Source organism: Halarchaeum nitratireducens, assembly GCF_014647155.1.
GTDB classification, from domain to species: domain Archaea; phylum Halobacteriota; class Halobacteria; order Halobacteriales; family Halobacteriaceae; genus Halarchaeum; species Halarchaeum nitratireducens.
This window is the reverse complement of record NZ_BMOQ01000013.1, coordinates 1-18,469: the sequence shown is the minus strand read 5'-3', so window position 1 is coordinate 18,469 and position 18,469 is coordinate 1. Positions and strand designations below refer to the sequence as shown.

Below are 18,469 nucleotides of genomic sequence, written 5' to 3'. Positions count from 1 at the left end.
CCTCAGGGCGCGACGCCGACGGTGAGCAACGTCCCGAGAGTGCGATAGCGCTCCACCATGTCGGCGCGGGTGTCGAAGCCCTCGTACGGGAACGCGTCCGCGTCGGGGATTTCGACCTCGCGGTCGGGGATGGTGTCCTGTTCGGCGACGTGGAGGCCGGCGTCGCGGAACGCGTCGCGGTACTCGTCCGTGTCCCAGCGCGTCATCTCGACGCCGATCCCGTCCTGCCAGCCGTGGGAGTGGACGTTCTCCTCGTAGTAGTTCACCGCACAGTAGAAGGTGCCGCCGGGGCGGAGGACGCGGCGGACCTCTTCGAGGGTGTGTTCGGGGTCGGGCGCGTAGTAGAAGGCCTCCATCGAGAAGACGTGGTCGAACGAGTCGGCCCCGAAGGGAAGGGCGTCGAAGTCGCCGACGACGTACTCGATCGCGTCGTCGTCGGTGTACGACCGAGCGTTGCGCGCCATCTCGGGCGATCCGTCGAGGCCGACGCCGCGATCGATCCCGCGTTCGCGCAGCGCACGCAGCGCGTACCCCGATCCCGTCCCGAGGTCGAGGACGGCGTCGCTCTCCTCGACCGGCATTCGCGCGAGCACGTGTTTCGCGGTGTGCCAGTGGCGATCCTCCATGCCCTTATCGCGGCCCGACGCCGCCCAGTCGTCGAACTCCTCGCGGACGCTCATACGGAACGCGACGGCGCTAGTCGGGTAAAGCGATTCGGTACGCCCCAGTCGCCTCGCCGGTGGCTCCCCGGTGGCTCCGTCCGCTTCTTCCGACGGGCGATCCGTCCGCCGGGGACGCACGCGCACACGTGTCGGTGCATCTACCTGGCCGACGGGACGACGGGGAGACGAGGCGACGGACCGACGGGACGGCGGGACCGATGTAGGGGTTTATTTCCGGGGACGTGGTCACGCGATGTATGGTCAGACGCACCAAGCGCTACGCGCTCGCGGACACCGCCCAGCAGATCGTGGGGGGATTCCTGCTCGCCGGACCGTTCGTCGTCACGGAGGAGGTGTGGGGGCTCGCGAGCAACATGCGATGGTATCACGTCGGACTGACGCTCGCGCTCGTCGCCGCCATCGGCTACGGTGCGCTCTACCGGGCGGACGACGACCGCGACCCGGAGCGCGAGGCCGAAGTCGCCGGAGTCCCGATCCGGTTCGTCTCGCTGATGGGCGTTTCCTTCGGCGCCGTGCTCATCCTCGCGGTGGCGTTTCGCGCCCCGCAGACGTTCGCGGCGAACCTCGGCCTCGACCTCGACGGGATCGGGCTCGTCTGTTTCACCCTGAAGGCGACGAGCGTCGGCGCGGTGTTCAGCGTGGTCGGAGCCGCGACCGCGGACAGCGTCTTCTGAGGCGATCGGGGCCGAGGACGCCGCGCTCCCGCGGGCGACGCGCGGCAGAACGGGCAGGAACACTCACCTCTAAGTCGGTGCCACACGCGTACGGGATATGGACTACCGGCTGGCGATCGACGGGGCTCCGGAGACGGTTCCGGGCGGCACCGCCATCCTTCTCCTCCACCCGAGCACGGGGGAGACGGACCGCATCGACACGGACTTCCTCAAGACGGACACCGACGCCTTTCTCGTCATCTCCACGCGAACGACCGCCCGCGAGGTCATGCAGAAGCTCGATCACTACGACGTGGACGAGACCCGCGCGCAGATCCTCGACACCCTCTCGGTCGATCGGGGGTACTCACGCCGGAGCGCCGAAAACATCCGCTACGTCACCTCGCCCGACGACGTCGACGGGATCCTCACCGTCACCGAGGAGTTCCTCGCGGAGGCCGAGGGGAAACGCCGGGTCAGTTTCGACTCGATCACCGAACTCGCGTACTACGCGGACGACGAACGAGCAATCGAAGCCCTCGAACGACTCACGCGCCTCCTAGAAGCCTACGACGCCGTCGGACTCTTCCATGTCTCGACGGAGGTCCACGACGCCGAGACGATCGAACGCTTCCGCGACCTCTGCGACGGCGTCCTCGACCTCCACGAGGACGGGAGCCTCGACGCCGACTTCTAAGCCGCGACTTCCCCGTTCAGGAGAAGACGCGTTCGGCCCACGACACCGCGTAGCGGGCGCCGTGCTCGCGATACGCGGGATCGTCGAGGGCGTCGAAGGGAGCGGGCAAGTCAAGGCCGTGCTTGACGCCCGCGGCGGCGAGTTCCGCCGCGTCGGTGAACGAGGTGTCACCGCTCGCGACGGCGTGTCCGAGCCCGTCGAGGCGCGGTTGGATGCGTTCGCCTGCGTCCGTCCACGCGTCGTGGAGCGAGGCGCGGTCGTCCGTCTCAGCCCACCCGGCGAAGACCTCGCGGGTGGAGAGGCCGGCGTACGCGGCGGAGACGGCGAGCGCGAGCTGGTACGTGTCGGTCGGGTCGGTGGGCGTCGCGGCCGCGAAGTCGACGTACGCGTCGCCGAAGAACCCGAGGAAGTGCTCGGGGAGGTCGAGGCCGACCTGCACGAGCGCCTCGGCGACGAGGAACGCGACGAAATCGTCCGGTGACCCCTCGATCCGGGGTTTGACCAAGACGATCGGCGGGTCGGTCTGCGTCGTCCAAGCGATGCTCCCGTCGCCGGGTGCGCCGACGACGACGTCGTCACTGACGAGGGAGTCGAGGACTGCGGGGTGGTCGTCGGGGAGCCACGCGGCGTCGTAGCCGCGCGGATCGACGGCGTCGACGACCATCATCAACTCGGTGAGCGCGGACGTCGGGAGCACCTCGAAGTCGCGCTCGGTGTCGTAGACGAGCGCGTCGGGCGCGTGGATGTCGCGGACCGCGGCGACGTCGCCGCGAAGCGGACGTTCCTCGAACACGCGTCAGACCAGTGCGTTGGCGATGAGGGCGAGCGACGCGATAGCGGACAGACCGACGACGGTGAGGACGATCTTGGTGGCCGTACTCATGCGGGACTGTCCGCCCCGGACGCACTTAAAATCGGGCAGTTCGTCCCGGCGCTAGTCGGCGCGCTCCGGGGGGGTGCGGTCGCCGGCGGCCGCGGTACCGTCCTGCGAGGAGAAGTAGGAGGCGAGCGCTGGGCCGCTGACGTTGTGCCAGACGCTGAAGAGCGCGGGCGCGAGCGCGACGAGCCCGCCGCCGAAGTGCGCGCTCGCGAGCGCGACGGCGAGCCCGGAGTTCTGTAACCCGACCTCGAACGTCGTGGCGCGCACGCGGTCCTCGCTCATCCCGGTGGCGCGGCCGACGAGGTTCCCGGCGGTGAGTCCGATGCCGTTGTGGAGGACGACGACGGCGATCGCGGCCGCGGCGGCGCCGAGGATCACGCCCTTGTTCCCGGCGACGACGGCGGCGACGATGGCGACGATGGCCGCGACGGAGATCGTCGGGAAGACCGTCAGGCCGATCTCGGCGACGCGGGGGGCGTATCGATCGAGGAGGTAGCGCAGCGCGAACCCGGCGAGCACGGGGATGAAGACTATCTGTACGATGCTGGAGAACAGGGACATGAAGGTGACGTCGATCGACTCGCCGGCCAGCGCGAGCACCCACGCGGGCATCAGGATCGGCGCGGTCAGCGTCGTCACCGTCGTGATCGAGACCGAGAGTGCGACGTCCCCGTTCCCGAGATAGGTCATGACGTTCGACGCGGTGCCACCGGGGGCCGCGCCGACGAGGATGACGCCGAGCGCGAGCTCCGGAGGGAGCCCGAGGACGAGGGTGAGGGCGTAGGCGGCTACGGGCATCACGAGCCACTGGGTGAGCGCCCCGATACCGACGTCGCGTGGCCGCTCGACGATCCGGCGGAAGTCCTCCGGGAGGAGGGTCAGCCCCATCCCGAGCATGATGAGGCCGAGCAGCGGCGTGATGTACGCGCCGATCGGCGTGAAGTACGCCGGCGCGTAGAGCGCGATCGCGGCGAGGAGCACGACCCAGACGACGAAGAACTTGTTCGCGTACGAGGCGACCGTCTCCAGGTAATCAAGCGCGCTCACGCGCGCTCACCTCGGAAGTGAGACATTATCATGCGTTTCGACGAGGTGGACAAAAGAGTGGCTTTTCAGGCAGGAAGTACGCGCGCGTCCGGTCGGCGGAAAGTGGACGTTCGGGCGGGATACGAGTCGCAACGCGAAGGAAGGCAAAAGACGGGAAGGGGGGATGAGATGAGAGGAGGGTGGAAGGAGGTGGAAGGGGAAAGCGAGACGGCGTGTGACGAAGAGGAGTGATCCGAGGTGACGTGAATGGGACGAGTCGAGAGCGCGCCTCACTCCTCCCGGCGTTCGGACCCGGCGAACGTCTCGGGCACCTCGATGACGTATCGGCCGTTCTCTTGGAGCGCGATGATGTACTCCTCGCGGTCGTAGAGCTCCATGAGGTTGAGCTCGTACTGCCCCGGCGCGAGCACCTTGATCGACTCGAACTGTTCGTTGAGCTCCTCGCGCAGGGCTTCCATGTCGGGTTCGTCGGCGTCCGCGTCGGGTTCCTTGACGACGCGGCCCTCGCTCGGCGGGCGTTCGGGGAGGTCGTCGGCGGTGACCATCTCGCTGCGCGCGGACGCCTGTGCGGCGTCCTCGGCGTCGTCGTCACCTCCGTCGTCGGGTTCGCTATCGGTCCCCGTCGACTGACCCGGAGTAGCGTCCGGCGGATCACGGTTACCGTCGTCCGCGCTCGGCGCGCCGGGCGACGGCCCACCCGCTGTTTCGGGTGCGTCGGCCGTCTGCGGCGTCTCGTCGTCGGGTGACGTCGCGTCGTCGGAGACCGGCGTGTCGTCGCGGACGAGGTCACGAACCGTCGCGGCGGCTTTCCCCACGGCCGACGGGACGCCGGTGTCGGGTCGCTCCGGGGGCTCTTCAGTCGCGTCGTCCGGCGCGTCGTCGGGAACCTCGCTCGGATGGAACTGGAACTTGTTCCCGCCGCACTCGGGACACCCCGAAAGCATCTCCTTGGAACCGTCGGCGAACGTATGCCCGCAGTTCGTGCACTGATGGGGCATCCCTACTTCCTCTTGAGGAGCGCGCTGATCAGCGTCTCGTCCTTGTGAAGCGACTGGATCTGGTTCGCGGGCCCGATGACCGTGAGCTTCGCGGGGTCCTCGTCCTTGCCCATGAGCCGGCCGAGGAAGCCGGATTCCTTGGTCTCGCTGCGCGGGAAGGACTCGATCTCGATCCCGGTGAACCCATCGGGATTGATCTCGGTCATCGTCACCTCGATGAGCTTCGACTCCTCGTCCGGGGTCAGGCCCTGTTCGAGGACGACGATGTCGCCGTCGTGGACGGAGTCGAGAATCATCCGGATCTTCTCCATGGAGGTCTTGTTCTCCATGCGCTCGGCGCTGATGAGGTCGAGTTGGACCCCGTCGTCCGTCTCCGGTTCCTGTTCAGCCATCCGGAATCACCCGAACTTCTCCGCGATCCGGTCGTAGACCTCGTCCATGTTTTCGCCCTCGAGTGCGGAGAGTTCGATCGTCTCGTGTTGGGGGAAGGCGTTGCGGATGCGTTGGACCTTGGAGTCCTCGAGGTCCGTCTTGTTGGCGAGGATGAGCACTGGCAGATCGCGGCTCTCGATGATGCCGATGAGCATCGTGTTCACCTGTGTGAACGGGTCGGTCGTCGAGTCGAGGACGTAGATGACGCCGTCGACGTCCTCGCGGAGCCAGTGCATGGCCTCGGCGACCCCTTCGGTGGCCTCCCGGGATCGACGGACCGCCTCGTCTTTTTCCATGTCGTGATCGAGGAACTCCTCGTAGTCGACCTTCGTCGTCACGCCGGGCGTGTCGACGATGTCGATGGAGACCGTGTGGCCGTCACGTTCGATCTCGACGTTCTCCTTGCGCCGCGCGCGTCGTGTCTCGTGGGGGATATGGCTCTCGGGTCCGACGGCGTCGCCGGTCCAGTCGCGGGCGATGCGGTTGGCGAGCGTGGTCTTCCCAGCGTTCGGCGGGCCATAAATGCCGATCCGCTTCGGGTCCTCGCTCTCGCCGGCGAACAGCTTCGCCGTGACCGCCGAGATGCTGTCCCTGAGGTCTGCGAACAGTCCCATCCTCTTTCTCTGATTACGGTACGAGCGCCCAGACGGGAATAGTTGACGCAGTATCCGTTCCCGTGAGCGCGCGTGCTACCCGTACTGACCCGATGAGACGACTTAAACTTACGTCAGACACGGGATCGGCCAGTCGAATGAGTGTCAGTGTCTACCTATCGGTCGTGAGGGGGGAGCGACCATCCCCCCACCCCTTCGTTTCGGGTGGAGACGAACGACCGGCGGGGCGGGGGAGGGGGTAGTTGAGATGTTTCGAGAGATAAGAGACATATTACAACAGACAGTGAGATGGAAAAATATTGTTTTCCTGCAGTGCGGATTTGGTTTTTTCGCCTATGTATTATAGATTTCGTCTTCCTAGAGTCGGTCTCGTACTCTTCCCCTGCTATCGCTTTTGTTCCGTTCCACTCGAAACGAAGGGGTGGGGGGGTTTCGCACGAAAGCCCGGTAACCCCCTCCGTTTCGGGTGGAACCGCCGGCCGATCGAACCGATGGGGAAGCCCGAATACCGGGAACAACGAGTCCCGAAACCGACGGATGACTTCTCACGACTGGGATCGTCTGTTAATATTCAGTACAAACATACCTCTGTTTCCTCTGGAACTGGCGATAGTTCAGTGGTCGACGGCCGTCGCCATCGACGTACACTCTCCTCTCTTTCGGGATATTCTGTTTCTCAACTATCGACATAATTATTGGATCGAACCTTCCGCTCGCCGTGACGGTGGTCGGCCAACGGCGAATCACATTCATCGAAACTCTTTTGTCTGGACGGCTTCGTTTGTTTCATCTGCATCAACTGGACGGACCGGTCTCGAACGTGAGGCGGCAACGTCGGTGATCGGGGCGGTATAGGCGCCGTGTCCGTCGATTTCCACCTGAAACAAAGGGGTGTACGTGATAGGATGACGGACGAAGAACCGAACGGACGGCGGACGGCGAACAGGGATTTCGACGTCGAGCTCGACGATGTCCTCGACGAGGAGGAAGACGAAGGGGGACTCTTCGACGATCTACTCAGCGGTGAGCCCATCTTCGAGAACAAGGAAGTGCTCCGGCCGTCGTACACGCCGCACGAACTCCCACACCGCAACGAGCAGATAAACAACATGGCGACGATCCTCGTCGCCGCCCTCCGCGGTGAGACGCCGTCGAACATCCTCATCTACGGGAAGACCGGCACCGGCAAGACCGCCTCCGCGAAGTACGTCAGCCAGGAGTTGGAGAACACCTCCCGGAAGTACGACGTCCCCTGCGAGGTCGAGTACATCAACTGCGAGGTGACGGACACCCAGTACCGCGTGCTCGCCCAACTGGCGAACACCTTCATCGAGCAGAATCGCGAGTACGCGCGCGGGCGCGTACGAGAACTCGAAGACCTACTCGTTGAGAGCGACGACGACCCGAGCGTGCTCGCGGACACCGAGTTCGATGGGGAGCGCGACGTCGAGCGGCGTATCGAGGAGTTCGAGCGCGACCTCGAGGACATGGAGGAAGTCCCGATGACCGGGTGGCCGACCGATCGCGTCTACTCCGTCTTCTTCGACGCCGTCGATTACGTCGAGCGGGTCGCCGTCATCATGCTCGACGAGATCGACAAGCTCGTCGAGAAGTCCGGCGACGACACCCTCTACAACCTCTCGCGGATGAACTCCGAACTCACGAACTCCCGCGTCTCCATCATCGGCATCTCGAACGACCTGAAGTTTACCGACTTCCTCGACCCGCGCGTGAAGTCGAGCCTCGGCGAGGAGGAGATCGTCTTCCCGCCGTACGACGCGAACCAACTCCGCGACATCCTCCAGCACCGCTCGACGGACGCGTTCAAAGCCGACGCGCTCAGCGAGGACGTCATCCCGCTCTGCGCGGCGTTCGCCGCCCAAGAGCACGGCGACGCTCGGCGCGCACTCGATCTCCTCCGCACCGCGGGCGAACTCGCCGAGCGCGATCAGGCCGACGTCGTCACGGAAGAACACGTCCGTCGCGCGCAGGACAAGATCGAACTCGACCGCGTCGTCGAGGTGGTGCGAACGCTCCCGACGCAGTCGAAACTCGTCCTCTTCGCCATCATGATGCTGGAGAAGCACGGCGTCCACAACATCAACACCGGCGAGGTATACAACATCTACAAGACGCTCTGTGACGAGATCGACGCCGACGTGCTCACACAACGCCGCGTCACCGACCTCATCAGCGAACTCGACATGCTCGGGATCGTGAACGCCGTCGTCGTCTCGAAGGGCCGCTACGGGCGGACGAAGGAGATCAACCTCTCCGTCCCCATCGACGAGACGGAGGCCGTCCTGCAGGCGGACTCCCGACTCGGCGATATCGAGGACGTCACGCCGTTCGTCCAAGCCCGATTCGACAACTGATCGCGTCCCCGTCCCACGGCTTATCGCGGCTGTTCGCCCCCGCGTTCCATCGGAAACGAAGGGGTTCGTCCGTCTCGCCGCCGCCCGTCACGCCGGGGCGGCCGACGCTCCGCCGGTCGGGATCGCCGTGCCACTCGGTGTGACTGCGTCTCCCGTGACGAGCGGCGTGGTGAGGGGGGCGTCACCCGTCACTACGAGGCGCACCCACCCGAGCCACGGGATGTGGAACTCGGCGGTCCCTCGGACCCAGTCGGGCCGGACGGGCGTCGAGATCCCGACGGCCTGATCGTACGCGGGGTTCGAGTCGCCCTTCGTGATGAACCCCGCGTGCGGTGCGGGGCAGTTCCTGAGCTCCTCGCAGTCCTTCGCACCGAGCACGTAGCTCGCGTTCGCCTCGTCGTACCAGTTCTCGCCGTCGGCCACCCAGAAGCGGGCTCGATGGATGATCGGCGTCGTCCCCCTGTCGCCGTCGGGCGCGTAGACGACGACGTCCCCAGGTTCGCCGAACTTCGCGTACCCCGTTCGCTCCCCGGTCTGGTAGGTGACCACGCCGGTGGCGCCGGTCGCGCCGGCGCCGGCGAATCGGTGCTCTTCCATGACGAAGACGAGGTCGCCCTTCTGGAGGTGGGGCGTCATGCTGCCGGACTCGACGGCGACGAGCGGCGGCCAGAGTCCGCTGACGGCGAAGAGCAAGACGCCGATCAGGACGACGACGAGCGCACTGCTCACGAGCTCGCGCACGAAGAGGACGGCCTCGTTGTCTGTCCTGCGGAACCACCGGAGCGCCGCCAGCGGGCCGTCGCGTGGGTTGGGGACGTCGTCGGCCATTGCCGATCGGTACGGCCGAACCGCGTTTCAAGCTTCCCACTCGACAGTGGCTTCCGTAGTCCTTTTGCTCGCGGACGGCGTGCTGGTCGTATCGTGCCCGACTCGACGCCCGTCCGGGTGGTCCGCGAACTCGCGCGCCGCGGCTACAACGCCGAGCGCGACGCCGTGACGCTCATCGCCGATTCGCCCGATCCGGACGCGGCCGTCGAACGCGTCGTCGACGACGCGGGCGACGACGCTCTCACGCTCACCGCTGCGGACGTTCGCGACGCCCTCGGCGACGGCCCCCGGACGTCTGCGCGGTCGGCCGACGCCGCCAGTACCGACGGCGGTGCGACCGCCCGCGCCCCCGAAACGGGAGGCGACGCCGACGACGCCGCGCGAAGGGGTAGTACACGCGAACCGGCGGCGAACGACGACGAACGGGGCGGCGCGAGCGATGCGAACGCGCTCGACACGCCTGCCCGCGGCGGGACGACGAGAAACGGCGATCACGCCGACCCGATGGATCAGGTGGACGCGACGGGGCGAGCGGACGCGACGTCGACGGGGCGTGACGGTCGCTCCCCGACGCCGCCCGAGGTGGCCGGCGACGTCACCGGTCACTCCACTGGCGCCGGCGAGTACGGCGACTTCGTGACCGTCTTTCGGGACCGGTACGAGCGTCTCTCGAAGAAGCTCCGCGGGCGCGTCAACCACCGCCCCACCGAGGCGCTCGACGCGATGCCCGACGGAAGCGACGCCGCGATAGTGGGGATGGTCAACGACGTCCGCTCGACGGCGAGCGGTCACTGGCTCGTCGAACTGGAGGACACGAACGGGACGTTCCCCGCCCTCATCATGAAGGACCGCGACTGGGCGGACGTCGTCGACGAACTCCTCCTCGACGAGGTCATCGCCATCGAGGGGACGCTCGCCGACGACGGTGGCATCCTCTTCGCCGACAGCGTCCACTTCCCCGACGTTCCCCGCACCTACCGCCCGAGCACCGCCGACCGACACGTCCAGGCGGCGCTCGTCTCCGACGTCCACGTCGGTAGCCAGGAGTTCGCGGGCGATCGTTGGGACGCCTTCGCCGACTGGCTTCACGCGCCCGAGGCCGACGCCGTCGAGTATCTCCTGATCGGCGGGGACATGGTCGAGGGCGTCGGCGTCTATCCCGACCAAGACGAGGAGCTCGACATCGTCGACGTCTACGAGCAGTACCGCGCGTTCTCGGAGCGCTTGAAGGACGTCCCCGGCGACATGGAGATCATCATGATTCCGGGGAACCACGACGCCGTCCGCCTCGCCGAACCCCAACCCGGCTTCGACGAGAACCTCCGGGACATCATGTCCGCCCACGACGCGCGCATCGTCGGCAACCCCGCCACGGTCACCGTCGAGGGCGTCGACGTCCTCATGTACCACGGCGTCAGCCTCGACGAAGTCATCGCCGAACACGGTGACGAGAGCGTCTCCTACGACGCTCCACACAACGCGATGGCCCAACTCCTCAAGAAACGCCACGTCGCCCCCCAGTACGGCGGCCGGATGCGCGTCGCGCCCGAGGAGAAGGACTACTTGGTCATCGACGACATCCCGGACGTCTTCCACACCGGCCACGTCCACAAGCTCGGTATCGGCGCGTACCACAACGTCACGCTGATCAACTCGGGGAGCTGGCAGGAACAGACCGCCTTCCAGCAGTCCGTCAACATCGACCCCGACGTCGGCACCGCGCCGATCCTCGATCTCGACACCCTCGACGTCACGGTTCGGAAGTTCTGATTAATCGTACGCGCGCGCACGAGTAGGAACGTGAAGGATGGGAGAACGGGGGAGACGAACGCGCCCGGCTCTCGCCTCCCGCGACCTCCCGTTCGCCACGTTCCACTCGACGCCCAGCGAACTCACGTCTATCGGTCTCCACCCGAAACGGAGGGGTTGCTAGGCGTTCTCGTCCACCGCGAGTCGATATCGCGTCGTCCGCTCTCCGTCGAAGCGCGGGCCGTCGCCGACGGCCTCGAAGCCGGCGTTCGTCACCGCGTCGAGCGCGCCGCCGGCCGCGTCGGGGACGAGCGCCTCGACGTCGATACCTTCCGCGCGCGCGAAGGCGATCGGCTCGTCGAGGAGCGCCGCGACCGCCGCCGTCTCGCCCGCGAGCCGCGTGATGTGGACCGCGCCGCTGCTAGCTTCGTACGCGACGACGCCGACGACGTCCCCCTCGCGCTCGGCGACGACTACCCGCCGGTCGCGAACGAGCCGTTCCGCCGCGCCGGTCTCGATGTCGGTGAGCTCCGCGATCACGCCGACGTCGCCGTCGTGCGCGTCCCGAACGGTCGGCTGATCCATACCCGCGTTTGCACGCGCGTGCACTAAAAATCGACACACGGGGACCCGTCTCCCGGATAGACAGGGTTATCCCCCCGCCGTTGCTACGCGTGTCCATGATTGCGTGTGACACGACTCGCGTCGGGGGATCCCGATGCGTGTAGTCGCAAAGTTCGGCGGCACCAGCCTCGGCTCCGGAGAGCGGATCGACCGGGCCGCGGACTCCATCGCCAACGCGGTCCGCGAGGGCCACCAGATCGCCGTCGTCGCCTCCGCGATGGGATCGACGACCGACGACCTCCTCGACGACATCACGTTCGACGCCGAGGAGGGGGACCGCGCCGAGATCGTCTCGATGGGCGAGCGGACGTCCGTCCGCATGCTCAAGGCCGCCCTCACCGCCCGCGATATCGACGCGATCTTCCTCGAACCCGGTCACCCCGACTGGCCGGTCATCACGAACGAGCGCGGCGAGGTCGACGTCGAGGAGACCCGTAAGCGCGCCCGAAAGCTCGCCGAGCGCATGGACGGGGTCGTTCCCGTCGTCACCGGCTTCCTCGCCCAGGATCACGACGGGAACGTCACGACCCTCGGGCGCGGGGGGAGCGACACCTCCGCCGTGATGCTCGGTCGCTACATGGACGCGGACGAAGTCGTCATCGTCACCGACGTCGAGGGCATCATGACCGGCGATCCCCACGTCGTTGAGGGCGCGCGCAACGTCGGCGAGATCACCGTCGACGAACTCCGCAACCTCTCCTTCCGCGGTGCCGAGGTCGTCGCACCCTCCGCGCTCACCTACAAGGACGCCGACCTCGACGTCCGCGTCATCCACTACCAGCACTCGGATCTCCTGACGGGCGGGACCTCCATCGAGGGGGAGTTCGAGAACATCATCGACATGCGCGACGAACCGCTCGCCTGTATCACGGTGGCCGGGCGCGCCATCCGGAACAGTCCGGGAATCCTCGCGCGCCTCTCGAACGCGCTCGCCGAAGCCGGCATCAACGTCGACGGCGTCGCCTCCGGGATGGACTCCATCTCCTTCTACATCGACGCCGACGTCGACGAGCGCGCGGAGACCATCCTCCACCGCGAAGTCGTCGCCGAGGACACCCTCTCCAGCGTCACCGTCACCGACGATGTCGCCGGTATCCGGATCCTCGGAGGCGACCTCCCCTCCCGGCCCGGCGTCATCCGCGACATCGTCAATCCGATCGCCGACGCCGGCATCTCGCTCCACGACGTCATCACGTCCGCGACGAGCGTCGCCGTCTTCGTCGGTTGGGACGACCGCGAGCGCGCGCTCGAAGTCGTCCAGGAACACTTCGAGGGCTGACTCGCCCGCCACCCGACTTCGATTTCTCCCGCCCCGCCGCCTTACGACCGGGCACGACGGCGCTCGACCTTCGCAATAGCTATCCGGCTACCGGACACCACACGAACCAATGGAACTCCCACAACGCGAGCTCGCAGTCCTCGAGGCGGCGAGCGCAGACGAACCGACGCCGATCGCGGCGCTCGCGTCCGCGACCGGGCAGAAACCGGAGACGGTCACGGGAGCCGCTTTCGACCTCGAAGAGCGCGGTCTCGTCGCCGTCACCGAGGACACCGTCGCCGACGTCGAACTCACCGACGAGGGCGAGCGCTACCGCGCGGACGGCCTCCCCGAAGTCCGTCTCTACGCGGCCGCCCTCGACGCCGGCGCGGACGAGGCCCCCGTGAGCATGGGCGCGGTGCTCGGCGCCGCCGACCTGGAGGGCCCCGAGGTCGACATCGCGCTCTCGAACTACGCCCGGAAGGGGTACGGCGAGATCGCCTCGGGCGACCTCTCCGCGGATCCCACCGCCGACCCCGAGAGCGACGCGGAGGCCGCGGCCCTCGATCGGATCGCGGACGGCGACCCGATCGACGACGACGTTCGCGAGACGCTCGAACGCCGCGACCTCGTCGTCGTCAACGAGCGCACCGTCCGCTCGGTCGCGCTCACCGACGACGGCGTCGACGCGCTGATGGCCGGCGTAGAAGCCACCGAGGCCGTCGGCCAACTCACCCCCGAGATGCTCGCCTCCGGCGAGTGGGCGGACGTGGAGTTCGCCGACTACAACGTCGAAGCCGACGCCGAAACGCCCAGCAGCGGGAAGACGCACGTCCTGCGCGCCACCGCCGAACGCGTGAAGGACGTCCTCGTCGGGATGGGCTTCGAGGAGATGGAGGGACCACACGCCGACTCCGAGTTCTGGATCAACGACGCGCTCTTCATGCCCCAAGACCACCCCGCCCGCACCCACTGGGATCAGTTCGCGCTCAGCGAACCGAGCGAGGTCGACGACCTCCCCGCGGACCTCTTAGAGCGCGTCGAGAGCGCGCACCGAGAGGGCGTCGGACGGGACGGCGACGGCTACCACTCGCCGTGGACCGAGGAGATGGCGCGCGGCGTCGACCTCCGCGGCCACACGACGTCGCTCTCGATGCGGTATCTCTCGGGCGAAGCCGTCGGCGATCTCGAACCGCCACAGCGCTACTTCAGCGTCGAGAAGGTCTACCGGAACGACACGCTCGACGCCACCCACCTCCTCGAGTTCTTCCAGATCGAGGGGTGGGTGATGGCCGAGGACCTCTCCGTGCGCGACCTCATGGGTACGTTCACCGAGTTCTACAGCCAGTTCGGCATCGAGGACGTCCGCTTCAAACCCCACTACAACCCCTACACCGAACCGTCCTTCGAGCTGTTCGGGACGCACCCCCGGACCGGTGAGGTCATCGAGATCGGGAACTCCGGGCTCTTCCGCCCCGAGGTCTTAGAGCCGCTCGGCGTCGACTGCGACGTGATGGCGTGGGGGCTCGCCTTAGAGCGTTTACTGATGCTCACGCACGGCTTCGAGGACATCCGCGACGTTCACGGCACGCTCGCCGACATCGACTTCTTGCGGGACACGGAGGTGGTCTATTAGATGCCCGTCGTCGACGTCGACCCCGACGAACTCCGCGAGCTCACCGGCCACGAGGAGAAGAGCGACGACGAACTGAAAGACGACCTCTTCGGCCTCGGCCTCGAATTCGAGGGGATGAGTGAGGACGGCGAGTTCCAACTGGAGTTCGCCCCGGACCGACTCGATCGGCTGAGCGTCGAGGGCGTCGCGCGCTCGCTGCGCTACCAGTACGGCGACGCCTCGGGGATCTACGTCCCCGACACGAACGACGCCGAGTGGACAATCGAGGTGGACGAGAGCGTCCCCGACGAGCGGCCGTACGTCACGGGAGCGATCGTCCGCGGCGTCGACCTCAGCGGGGGTGCGCTCGAATCGCTCATCCAACTGCAGGAGAAGCTCCACGCGACGATGGGGCGTAAACGCGCGAAGGGAGCCATCGGGATCCACGATCTCACGATGATCAAGGGACGGTCCGCGCGGAGTGCGGACGAACGCGTGAGCAGCCCGAAACGGCGTCCCGCGGACGATCGAGCGGCGGAGCCGCGAGACGACGGTGGCACCGCCACCGAGAGTCACGACCCGGACGCCACCGACGCCGCGGCGTCCAACTCCATCACCTACCGGGGCGTCGACCCGAACGGCGACACGTTCGTCCCGCTCGACGACGACGCCGAGCGTACGCCCGCGGCCGTACTCACGGAGCATCCGACCGGCGAGCAGTACGCCGACCTCCTCACCGACTACGAGCGCTACCCCGCCATCTACGACGACCTCGGACTGTTCAGCTTCCCCCCCGTCATCAACGGTCGACGGACCGAGGTCACCGAGGACTCGCGGGACCTCCTCGTCGAACTCACGGGCACCGATCAGTGGACCATCGATCGGATGTGCAACATCATCTGCTACGCGCTCGACGCGCGCGGCGGAACCATCGAGGACGTGACCGTCTCCTATCTCGACCTCGACGTCGAGAAACCCGACTTCGAGACCGACGAGAAGGTCGTCACCCACGAGCGCATCGAGTCCACCCTCGGCATCGATCTCACCGAAGACGACGTGCTCGACCTGCTCGGGCGCGCCGGTCTCGGCGCCGAGAGCGAGGACTGGGGCGAACAGGGTACCGACTACGTCGTCGAGATTCCGCCGTACCGGACGGACGTCCTCCATCCCGTCGACGTCGTCGACGACGTCGGCCGGGCGTACGGTTTCAATGACCTCGTCCCGCGCTACCCCGACGTCTCCACGGTCGGCGGGCGCACGGAGCGTTCGCGCTTGGAGCGCGCCGTCCGCGAGACGCTCGTCGGCCTCGGCCACCAGGACCTCCTCAACTTCCACCTCACGAACGAGGCCGAGAACTACGACCGGATGGGTCTCAGCGCCGGGAGCGACGTCGTCGGCGGCGGCGAACCCGCAACCATCGCCGAACCGTACAGCGAGGACTACACGATCGTCCGGACGTGGGCGCTCCCCTCGCTCGTGGCGCTCCTCGAGAACAACACGCACCGTGCGTACCCGCAGGACGTCGCGGAGGTCGGCTTCGCCGCCGAACGCGACGACAGCAACACGGGGGTCGCCGAGCGCCGCACCGTCGCCGGCGCCGTCGTCCGCCACGACGCCTCCTACGAGGACGCGAAGGCGCGCCTCCAAGTGATCGCGCGCGACTTCGACGTCGACTTGGAGACGCCCGCCACCACGCACCCGTCGTTCATCGACGGGCGCACCGCGAGCGTCGTCATCGACGGCGAGACCGTCGGCGTCGTCGGCGAAGTCCACCCCGAAGTGCTCGTCGAGCACGACCTCGAAGTGCCCGTGGCGGCGTTCGAGTTCCGCCTCGACGCGCTCGCCGACTAGCGCGACTCGCCCCCCGCGAGCGCACGGCGATTCGCACCCTACCGGTCCAGTTCTTCGGCCCGAACGGCCCGCGACGCGGACTCGGGGAGACAACCCTGGGACTATAAATCCGCACCGACGGCGTCCCCGACCGAGTCGAAGCCGTCCCGCTCTAACAACGCGAGGAGTCCGCGGTTGATCTCGGTTGCGATCGACGGGCCGCGATAGACCATTCCGGTGTAGAGCTGGACGACGCTCGCGCCGGCGCGGATCTTCTCGTAGGCGTCCGCAGCGGTGAAGACGCCGCCGACGCCCACCACCGGGAGGTCGGTGCGCTCCGCGACGAACCGAACCGTGCTCGTCGCGCGCTCCCGGAGGGGGGCACCCGAGAGCCCCCCCTCTTCGACGCGCTTCGGGTGACGAAGCCCCTCGCGCTCCGTCGTCGTGTTGACGGCGATGATCCCGTCGAGGTCGAGTTCCTCAGCGAGCTCGACGCCGGCGGCGATCCCCTCCCGCGAGAGGTCGGGGGAGAACTTCACGAGGAGCGGGCTCGCACCCGCCTCGACGAGAGCCGTCAGGATCTCACGTAGCGCGTCGCTGTGCTGGAGGTCGCGTAGCCCCGGCGTGTTCGGGCTGGAGACGTTCACGACGAAGTAGTCGCCCGCCTCCGCGACGCGCTCGTACGTGTATCCGTAGTCGTCGGCCGCCTCGTCTAGCGGCGTCGACTTCGACTTCCCGATGTTGATTCCGACCGGGACGTCCGGGAGCGGGTTCGCGTCGAGGCGCGCCCCGATCGCGTCCGCCCCGTCGTTGTTGAACCCCATCCGGTTGATGATCGCCTCGTCCTCCGGAAGGCGGAACATCCGGGGCTTCGGGTTTCCGGGCTGACGCTCTGCGGTGACGCCGCCGACCTCGAGGTGGCCGAACCCGAGCGCCGCGAGGCTCTGTGGCACGTGCGCGTTCTTGTCGAACCCGGCGGCGACACCGACCGGGTTCGGGAACTCGTTACCGAACGCGCGGACGCGAAGGCGGTCGTCGTCGACGCCGTACCATCGATCGAGCGCCGAGCGGGCCGGCGAGGCCGACTCGACGCCGCGTAGGACGGCGTGGATCGCTCCGTGGGCCGTCTCCGCGGACAGCTGGAAGAGCAGCGGCTTGAGGGCTCGGTACATCACCCCGCCTCAGAAGTCGTGGTCGACCTCGTCGGGGTCGGCCTTCTGGATGATGATCTTGTCCTCGCGCACGCGAACGAACACCTCGTCGCCGATGTCGAGCCCGGCGACGGCGAGTTCGTCCTCATGGAGGTTGACGTGGGCGTTGTGGTACTCCCCGTCCTCGCCTTTCGCGCCACTCGGGCTGAGCTTCTTCTTGCGGACCATCGGGTCTAACCTACGTCTACCTTCGGTGTAGCTGTTACTTAAGCCCTTCCGAGTCGTGAGCGTGCTACTCCCCGCTCCGGCGTGCCGTCGGCCGATCTCGGCGGTACGTTTATCACTGAGTCTGCGTATTGTTGGCATGGTTGCAAGGCTATGGTACGCGAGGACGGCAAGCGGAACTTCGCACTCCGCGATACGGACGGTACCGAGGACAGCGTGTTCAGCGGTAGTACACCCCGACAGGCCGCACTGAAGGCCGCACGGCGGCTCGAATCGGTCGGTGAGAGCGAGGACGCCGCGCCGCGATCCGAGATCCGACTTCGGGAGAAGGGCACCGACAAGGTTCACGTGTACGAGGCGTGGGCGTGGGAGTCGAGCTCCCCGGACGACAAGCCCGACTGGATGCCCGCCGAGATCACGCAAGCGAACGTCGCCAAGCAGGGGATCGAACACCTCGAATCCCGATAGCCCAAGACGAAACCCTCGGTGTTCATTTCGCCCCGTCGCGTAGCGTGCGGTGCACGGGTACCACCCGACCAGACCGCACGCACGTCCGCGTGGAATGACCGGTCGGCCTCCGCCCGTGCCGCATCGCCGTTCTCGCACCCGCCGTGCTGTGATTCGCCGTACCGCGGCGGGGGTCGGTTCGACGGGCTTTTATGTACCCCGGCGTTCTGAATGAATGCGAACGACGTGACGTGGTCCGGTTCACCCGGTGCCACCGACGCACGCCTCCGGTCGCCGCGGATGACGTGCCGCCCCGGACCCACCTCGAAGCGAGTTGGGTTCGAGGGGGTTAAGTGTTCGAGG

Annotated in this window: 19 protein-coding genes; 9 read left to right on the top strand and 10 right to left on the bottom strand. The window is 67.2% G+C overall.

Annotation, left to right across the window (positions count from 1 at the left end; genetic code table 11):
- Nucleotides 1-2: 2 nt before the first annotated feature.
- Nucleotides 3-680: a class I SAM-dependent methyltransferase gene (locus IEX91_RS15685; protein ID WP_188880163.1), complete on the bottom strand. Its 678-nt coding sequence runs from the start codon at nucleotides 678-680 to the stop codon at nucleotides 3-5.
- Between the two features lie 239 nt (nucleotides 681-919).
- Between IEX91_RS15685 and IEX91_RS15680 the strand changes: the two genes are divergently transcribed.
- Together IEX91_RS15680 and IEX91_RS15675 are read left to right on the top strand one after the other, a co-directional pair.
- A complete protein-coding gene (locus tag IEX91_RS15680) occupies nucleotides 920-1,357 on the top strand; it encodes a DUF2391 domain-containing protein (protein WP_188880161.1) in 438 nt (145 codons plus the stop codon).
- Between the two features lie 97 nt (nucleotides 1,358-1,454).
- Nucleotides 1,455-2,033, top strand: coding sequence for a DUF7090 family protein (locus tag IEX91_RS15675; RefSeq protein ID WP_188880159.1), 579 nt, complete (start codon nucleotides 1,455-1,457; stop codon nucleotides 2,031-2,033).
- Nucleotides 2,034-2,049: 16 nt separating this feature from the next.
- Here IEX91_RS15675 and IEX91_RS15670 read toward each other — a convergent pair whose 3' ends face one another.
- Together IEX91_RS15670 and IEX91_RS15665 are read right to left on the bottom strand one after the other, a co-directional pair.
- Nucleotides 2,050-2,826: a DUF7089 family protein gene (locus IEX91_RS15670; protein WP_188880157.1), complete on the bottom strand. Its 777-nt coding sequence runs from the start codon at nucleotides 2,824-2,826 to the stop codon at nucleotides 2,050-2,052.
- Nucleotides 2,827-2,967: 141 nt separating this feature from the next.
- On the bottom strand, nucleotides 2,968-3,960 hold the full coding sequence (locus IEX91_RS15665) for a bile acid:sodium symporter family protein (protein WP_188880155.1): 993 nt from the start codon (nucleotides 3,958-3,960) through the stop codon (nucleotides 2,968-2,970).
- A 30-nt stretch (nucleotides 3,961-3,990) separates the two neighbouring features.
- Here IEX91_RS15665 and IEX91_RS16425 point away from each other — a divergent pair, with 30 nt between their 5' ends.
- On the top strand, nucleotides 3,991-4,191 hold the full coding sequence (locus tag IEX91_RS16425; protein ID WP_229772974.1) for a hypothetical protein: 201 nt from the start codon (nucleotides 3,991-3,993) through the stop codon (nucleotides 4,189-4,191).
- 38 nt (nucleotides 4,192-4,229) lie between these two features.
- On the opposite strand, the gene IEX91_RS15660 is transcribed toward IEX91_RS16425, so the two are convergent.
- Genes IEX91_RS15660 through IEX91_RS15650 form a run of 3 tightly spaced genes read right to left on the bottom strand, consistent with a single transcriptional unit; the run spans nucleotide 4,230 to nucleotide 6,004 of the window.
- Entirely contained in the window at nucleotides 4,230-4,958 is a 729-nt protein-coding gene (locus IEX91_RS15660; protein ID WP_188880153.1) for a Zn-ribbon domain-containing protein, read from the bottom strand.
- A gap of 2 nt (nucleotides 4,959-4,960) precedes the next feature.
- Nucleotides 4,961-5,350 (bottom strand): DUF2073 domain-containing protein, encoded by a 390-nt coding sequence (locus IEX91_RS15655; RefSeq protein ID WP_188880151.1) that lies wholly within the window; start codon nucleotides 5,348-5,350, stop codon nucleotides 4,961-4,963.
- 6 nt (nucleotides 5,351-5,356) lie between these two features.
- A complete protein-coding gene (locus tag IEX91_RS15650) occupies nucleotides 5,357-6,004 on the bottom strand; it encodes an Era-like GTP-binding protein (protein WP_188880149.1) in 648 nt (215 codons plus the stop codon).
- A 905-nt stretch (nucleotides 6,005-6,909) separates the two neighbouring features.
- Between IEX91_RS15650 and IEX91_RS15645 the strand changes: the two genes are divergently transcribed.
- Nucleotides 6,910-8,379, top strand: coding sequence for a Cdc6/Cdc18 family protein (locus IEX91_RS15645; RefSeq protein WP_188880148.1), 1,470 nt, complete (start codon nucleotides 6,910-6,912; stop codon nucleotides 8,377-8,379).
- Between the two features lie 87 nt (nucleotides 8,380-8,466).
- Here the strand turns inward: IEX91_RS15645 and IEX91_RS15640 are convergent, their stop codons facing one another.
- Nucleotides 8,467-9,207 (bottom strand): S26 family signal peptidase, encoded by a 741-nt coding sequence (locus IEX91_RS15640; RefSeq protein WP_188880147.1) that lies wholly within the window; start codon nucleotides 9,205-9,207, stop codon nucleotides 8,467-8,469.
- Nucleotides 9,208-9,300: 93 nt separating this feature from the next.
- Between IEX91_RS15640 and IEX91_RS15635 the strand changes: the two genes are divergently transcribed.
- Nucleotides 9,301-10,977 carry a DNA-directed DNA polymerase II small subunit gene (locus IEX91_RS15635; RefSeq protein ID WP_188880145.1) on the top strand — a complete coding sequence of 559 codons (1,677 nt, stop codon included), beginning with the start codon at nucleotides 9,301-9,303 and terminating at the stop codon, nucleotides 10,975-10,977.
- A 159-nt stretch (nucleotides 10,978-11,136) separates the two neighbouring features.
- Here the strand turns inward: IEX91_RS15635 and IEX91_RS15630 are convergent, their stop codons facing one another.
- The gene (locus IEX91_RS15630; protein ID WP_188880144.1) at nucleotides 11,137-11,541 is read right to left on the bottom strand and encodes a hypothetical protein; all 405 of its coding nucleotides are present in this window, start codon (nucleotides 11,539-11,541) and stop codon (nucleotides 11,137-11,139) included.
- A gap of 133 nt (nucleotides 11,542-11,674) precedes the next feature.
- Between IEX91_RS15630 and IEX91_RS15625 the strand changes: the two genes are divergently transcribed.
- From IEX91_RS15625 to pheT, 3 genes are all read left to right on the top strand, one after another.
- Nucleotides 11,675-12,859, top strand: a complete 1,185-nt coding sequence (locus tag IEX91_RS15625; RefSeq protein WP_188880142.1) for an aspartate kinase — start codon at nucleotides 11,675-11,677, stop codon at nucleotides 12,857-12,859.
- 109 nt (nucleotides 12,860-12,968) lie between these two features.
- Nucleotides 12,969-14,474: a phenylalanine--tRNA ligase subunit alpha gene (gene pheS, locus IEX91_RS15620; RefSeq protein WP_188880141.1), complete on the top strand. Its 1,506-nt coding sequence runs from the start codon at nucleotides 12,969-12,971 to the stop codon at nucleotides 14,472-14,474.
- On the top strand, nucleotides 14,475-16,304 hold the full coding sequence (gene pheT / locus IEX91_RS15615) for a phenylalanine--tRNA ligase subunit beta (protein WP_188880140.1): 1,830 nt from the start codon (nucleotides 14,475-14,477) through the stop codon (nucleotides 16,302-16,304).
- 101 nt (nucleotides 16,305-16,405) lie between these two features.
- Here pheT and IEX91_RS15610 read toward each other — a convergent pair whose 3' ends face one another.
- Together IEX91_RS15610 and IEX91_RS15605 are read right to left on the bottom strand one after the other, a co-directional pair.
- Nucleotides 16,406-17,455 carry a quinone-dependent dihydroorotate dehydrogenase gene (locus tag IEX91_RS15610; RefSeq protein WP_188880139.1) on the bottom strand — a complete coding sequence of 350 codons (1,050 nt, stop codon included), beginning with the start codon at nucleotides 17,453-17,455 and terminating at the stop codon, nucleotides 16,406-16,408.
- Between the two features lie 9 nt (nucleotides 17,456-17,464).
- Nucleotides 17,465-17,662, bottom strand: a complete 198-nt coding sequence (locus tag IEX91_RS15605; protein ID WP_188880138.1) for an AbrB/MazE/SpoVT family DNA-binding domain-containing protein — start codon at nucleotides 17,660-17,662, stop codon at nucleotides 17,465-17,467.
- A gap of 150 nt (nucleotides 17,663-17,812) precedes the next feature.
- On the opposite strand from IEX91_RS15605, the gene IEX91_RS15600 reads away from it, so the two are divergent.
- Nucleotides 17,813-18,127: a non-histone chromosomal MC1 family protein gene (locus IEX91_RS15600; protein WP_188880136.1), complete on the top strand. Its 315-nt coding sequence runs from the start codon at nucleotides 17,813-17,815 to the stop codon at nucleotides 18,125-18,127.
- Nucleotides 18,128-18,469 lie beyond the last annotated feature (342 nt).

Excerpts from the sequence above, each read along its gene's own strand:
- IEX91_RS15685 (WP_188880163.1), bottom strand. The coding sequence starts at position 680 with ATGAGCGTCCGCGAGGAGTTCGACGACTGGGCGGCGTCGGGCCGCGAT.
- IEX91_RS15680 (WP_188880161.1), top strand. The coding sequence starts at position 920 with ATGGTCAGACGCACCAAGCGCTACGCGCTCGCGGACACCGCCCAGCAG.
- IEX91_RS15675 (WP_188880159.1), top strand. The coding sequence starts at position 1,455 with ATGGACTACCGGCTGGCGATCGACGGGGCTCCGGAGACGGTTCCGGGC.
- IEX91_RS16425 (WP_229772974.1), top strand. The coding sequence starts at position 3,991 with ATGCGTTTCGACGAGGTGGACAAAAGAGTGGCTTTTCAGGCAGGAAGT.
- IEX91_RS15660 (WP_188880153.1), bottom strand. The coding sequence starts at position 4,958 with ATGCCCCATCAGTGCACGAACTGCGGGCATACGTTCGCCGACGGTTCC.
- IEX91_RS15655 (WP_188880151.1), bottom strand. The coding sequence starts at position 5,350 with ATGGCTGAACAGGAACCGGAGACGGACGACGGGGTCCAACTCGACCTC.
- IEX91_RS15650 (WP_188880149.1), bottom strand. The coding sequence starts at position 6,004 with ATGGGACTGTTCGCAGACCTCAGGGACAGCATCTCGGCGGTCACGGCG.
- IEX91_RS15645 (WP_188880148.1), top strand. The coding sequence starts at position 6,910 with ATGACGGACGAAGAACCGAACGGACGGCGGACGGCGAACAGGGATTTC.
- IEX91_RS15640 (WP_188880147.1), bottom strand. The coding sequence starts at position 9,207 with ATGGCCGACGACGTCCCCAACCCACGCGACGGCCCGCTGGCGGCGCTC.
- IEX91_RS15630 (WP_188880144.1), bottom strand. The coding sequence starts at position 11,541 with ATGGATCAGCCGACCGTTCGGGACGCGCACGACGGCGACGTCGGCGTG.
- IEX91_RS15625 (WP_188880142.1), top strand. The coding sequence starts at position 11,675 with ATGCGTGTAGTCGCAAAGTTCGGCGGCACCAGCCTCGGCTCCGGAGAG.
- pheS (WP_188880141.1), top strand. The coding sequence starts at position 12,969 with ATGGAACTCCCACAACGCGAGCTCGCAGTCCTCGAGGCGGCGAGCGCA.
- pheT (WP_188880140.1), top strand. The coding sequence starts at position 14,475 with ATGCCCGTCGTCGACGTCGACCCCGACGAACTCCGCGAGCTCACCGGC.
- IEX91_RS15610 (WP_188880139.1), bottom strand. The coding sequence starts at position 17,455 with ATGTACCGAGCCCTCAAGCCGCTGCTCTTCCAGCTGTCCGCGGAGACG.
- IEX91_RS15605 (WP_188880138.1), bottom strand. The coding sequence starts at position 17,662 with ATGGTCCGCAAGAAGAAGCTCAGCCCGAGTGGCGCGAAAGGCGAGGAC.
- IEX91_RS15600 (WP_188880136.1), top strand. The coding sequence starts at position 17,813 with ATGGTACGCGAGGACGGCAAGCGGAACTTCGCACTCCGCGATACGGAC.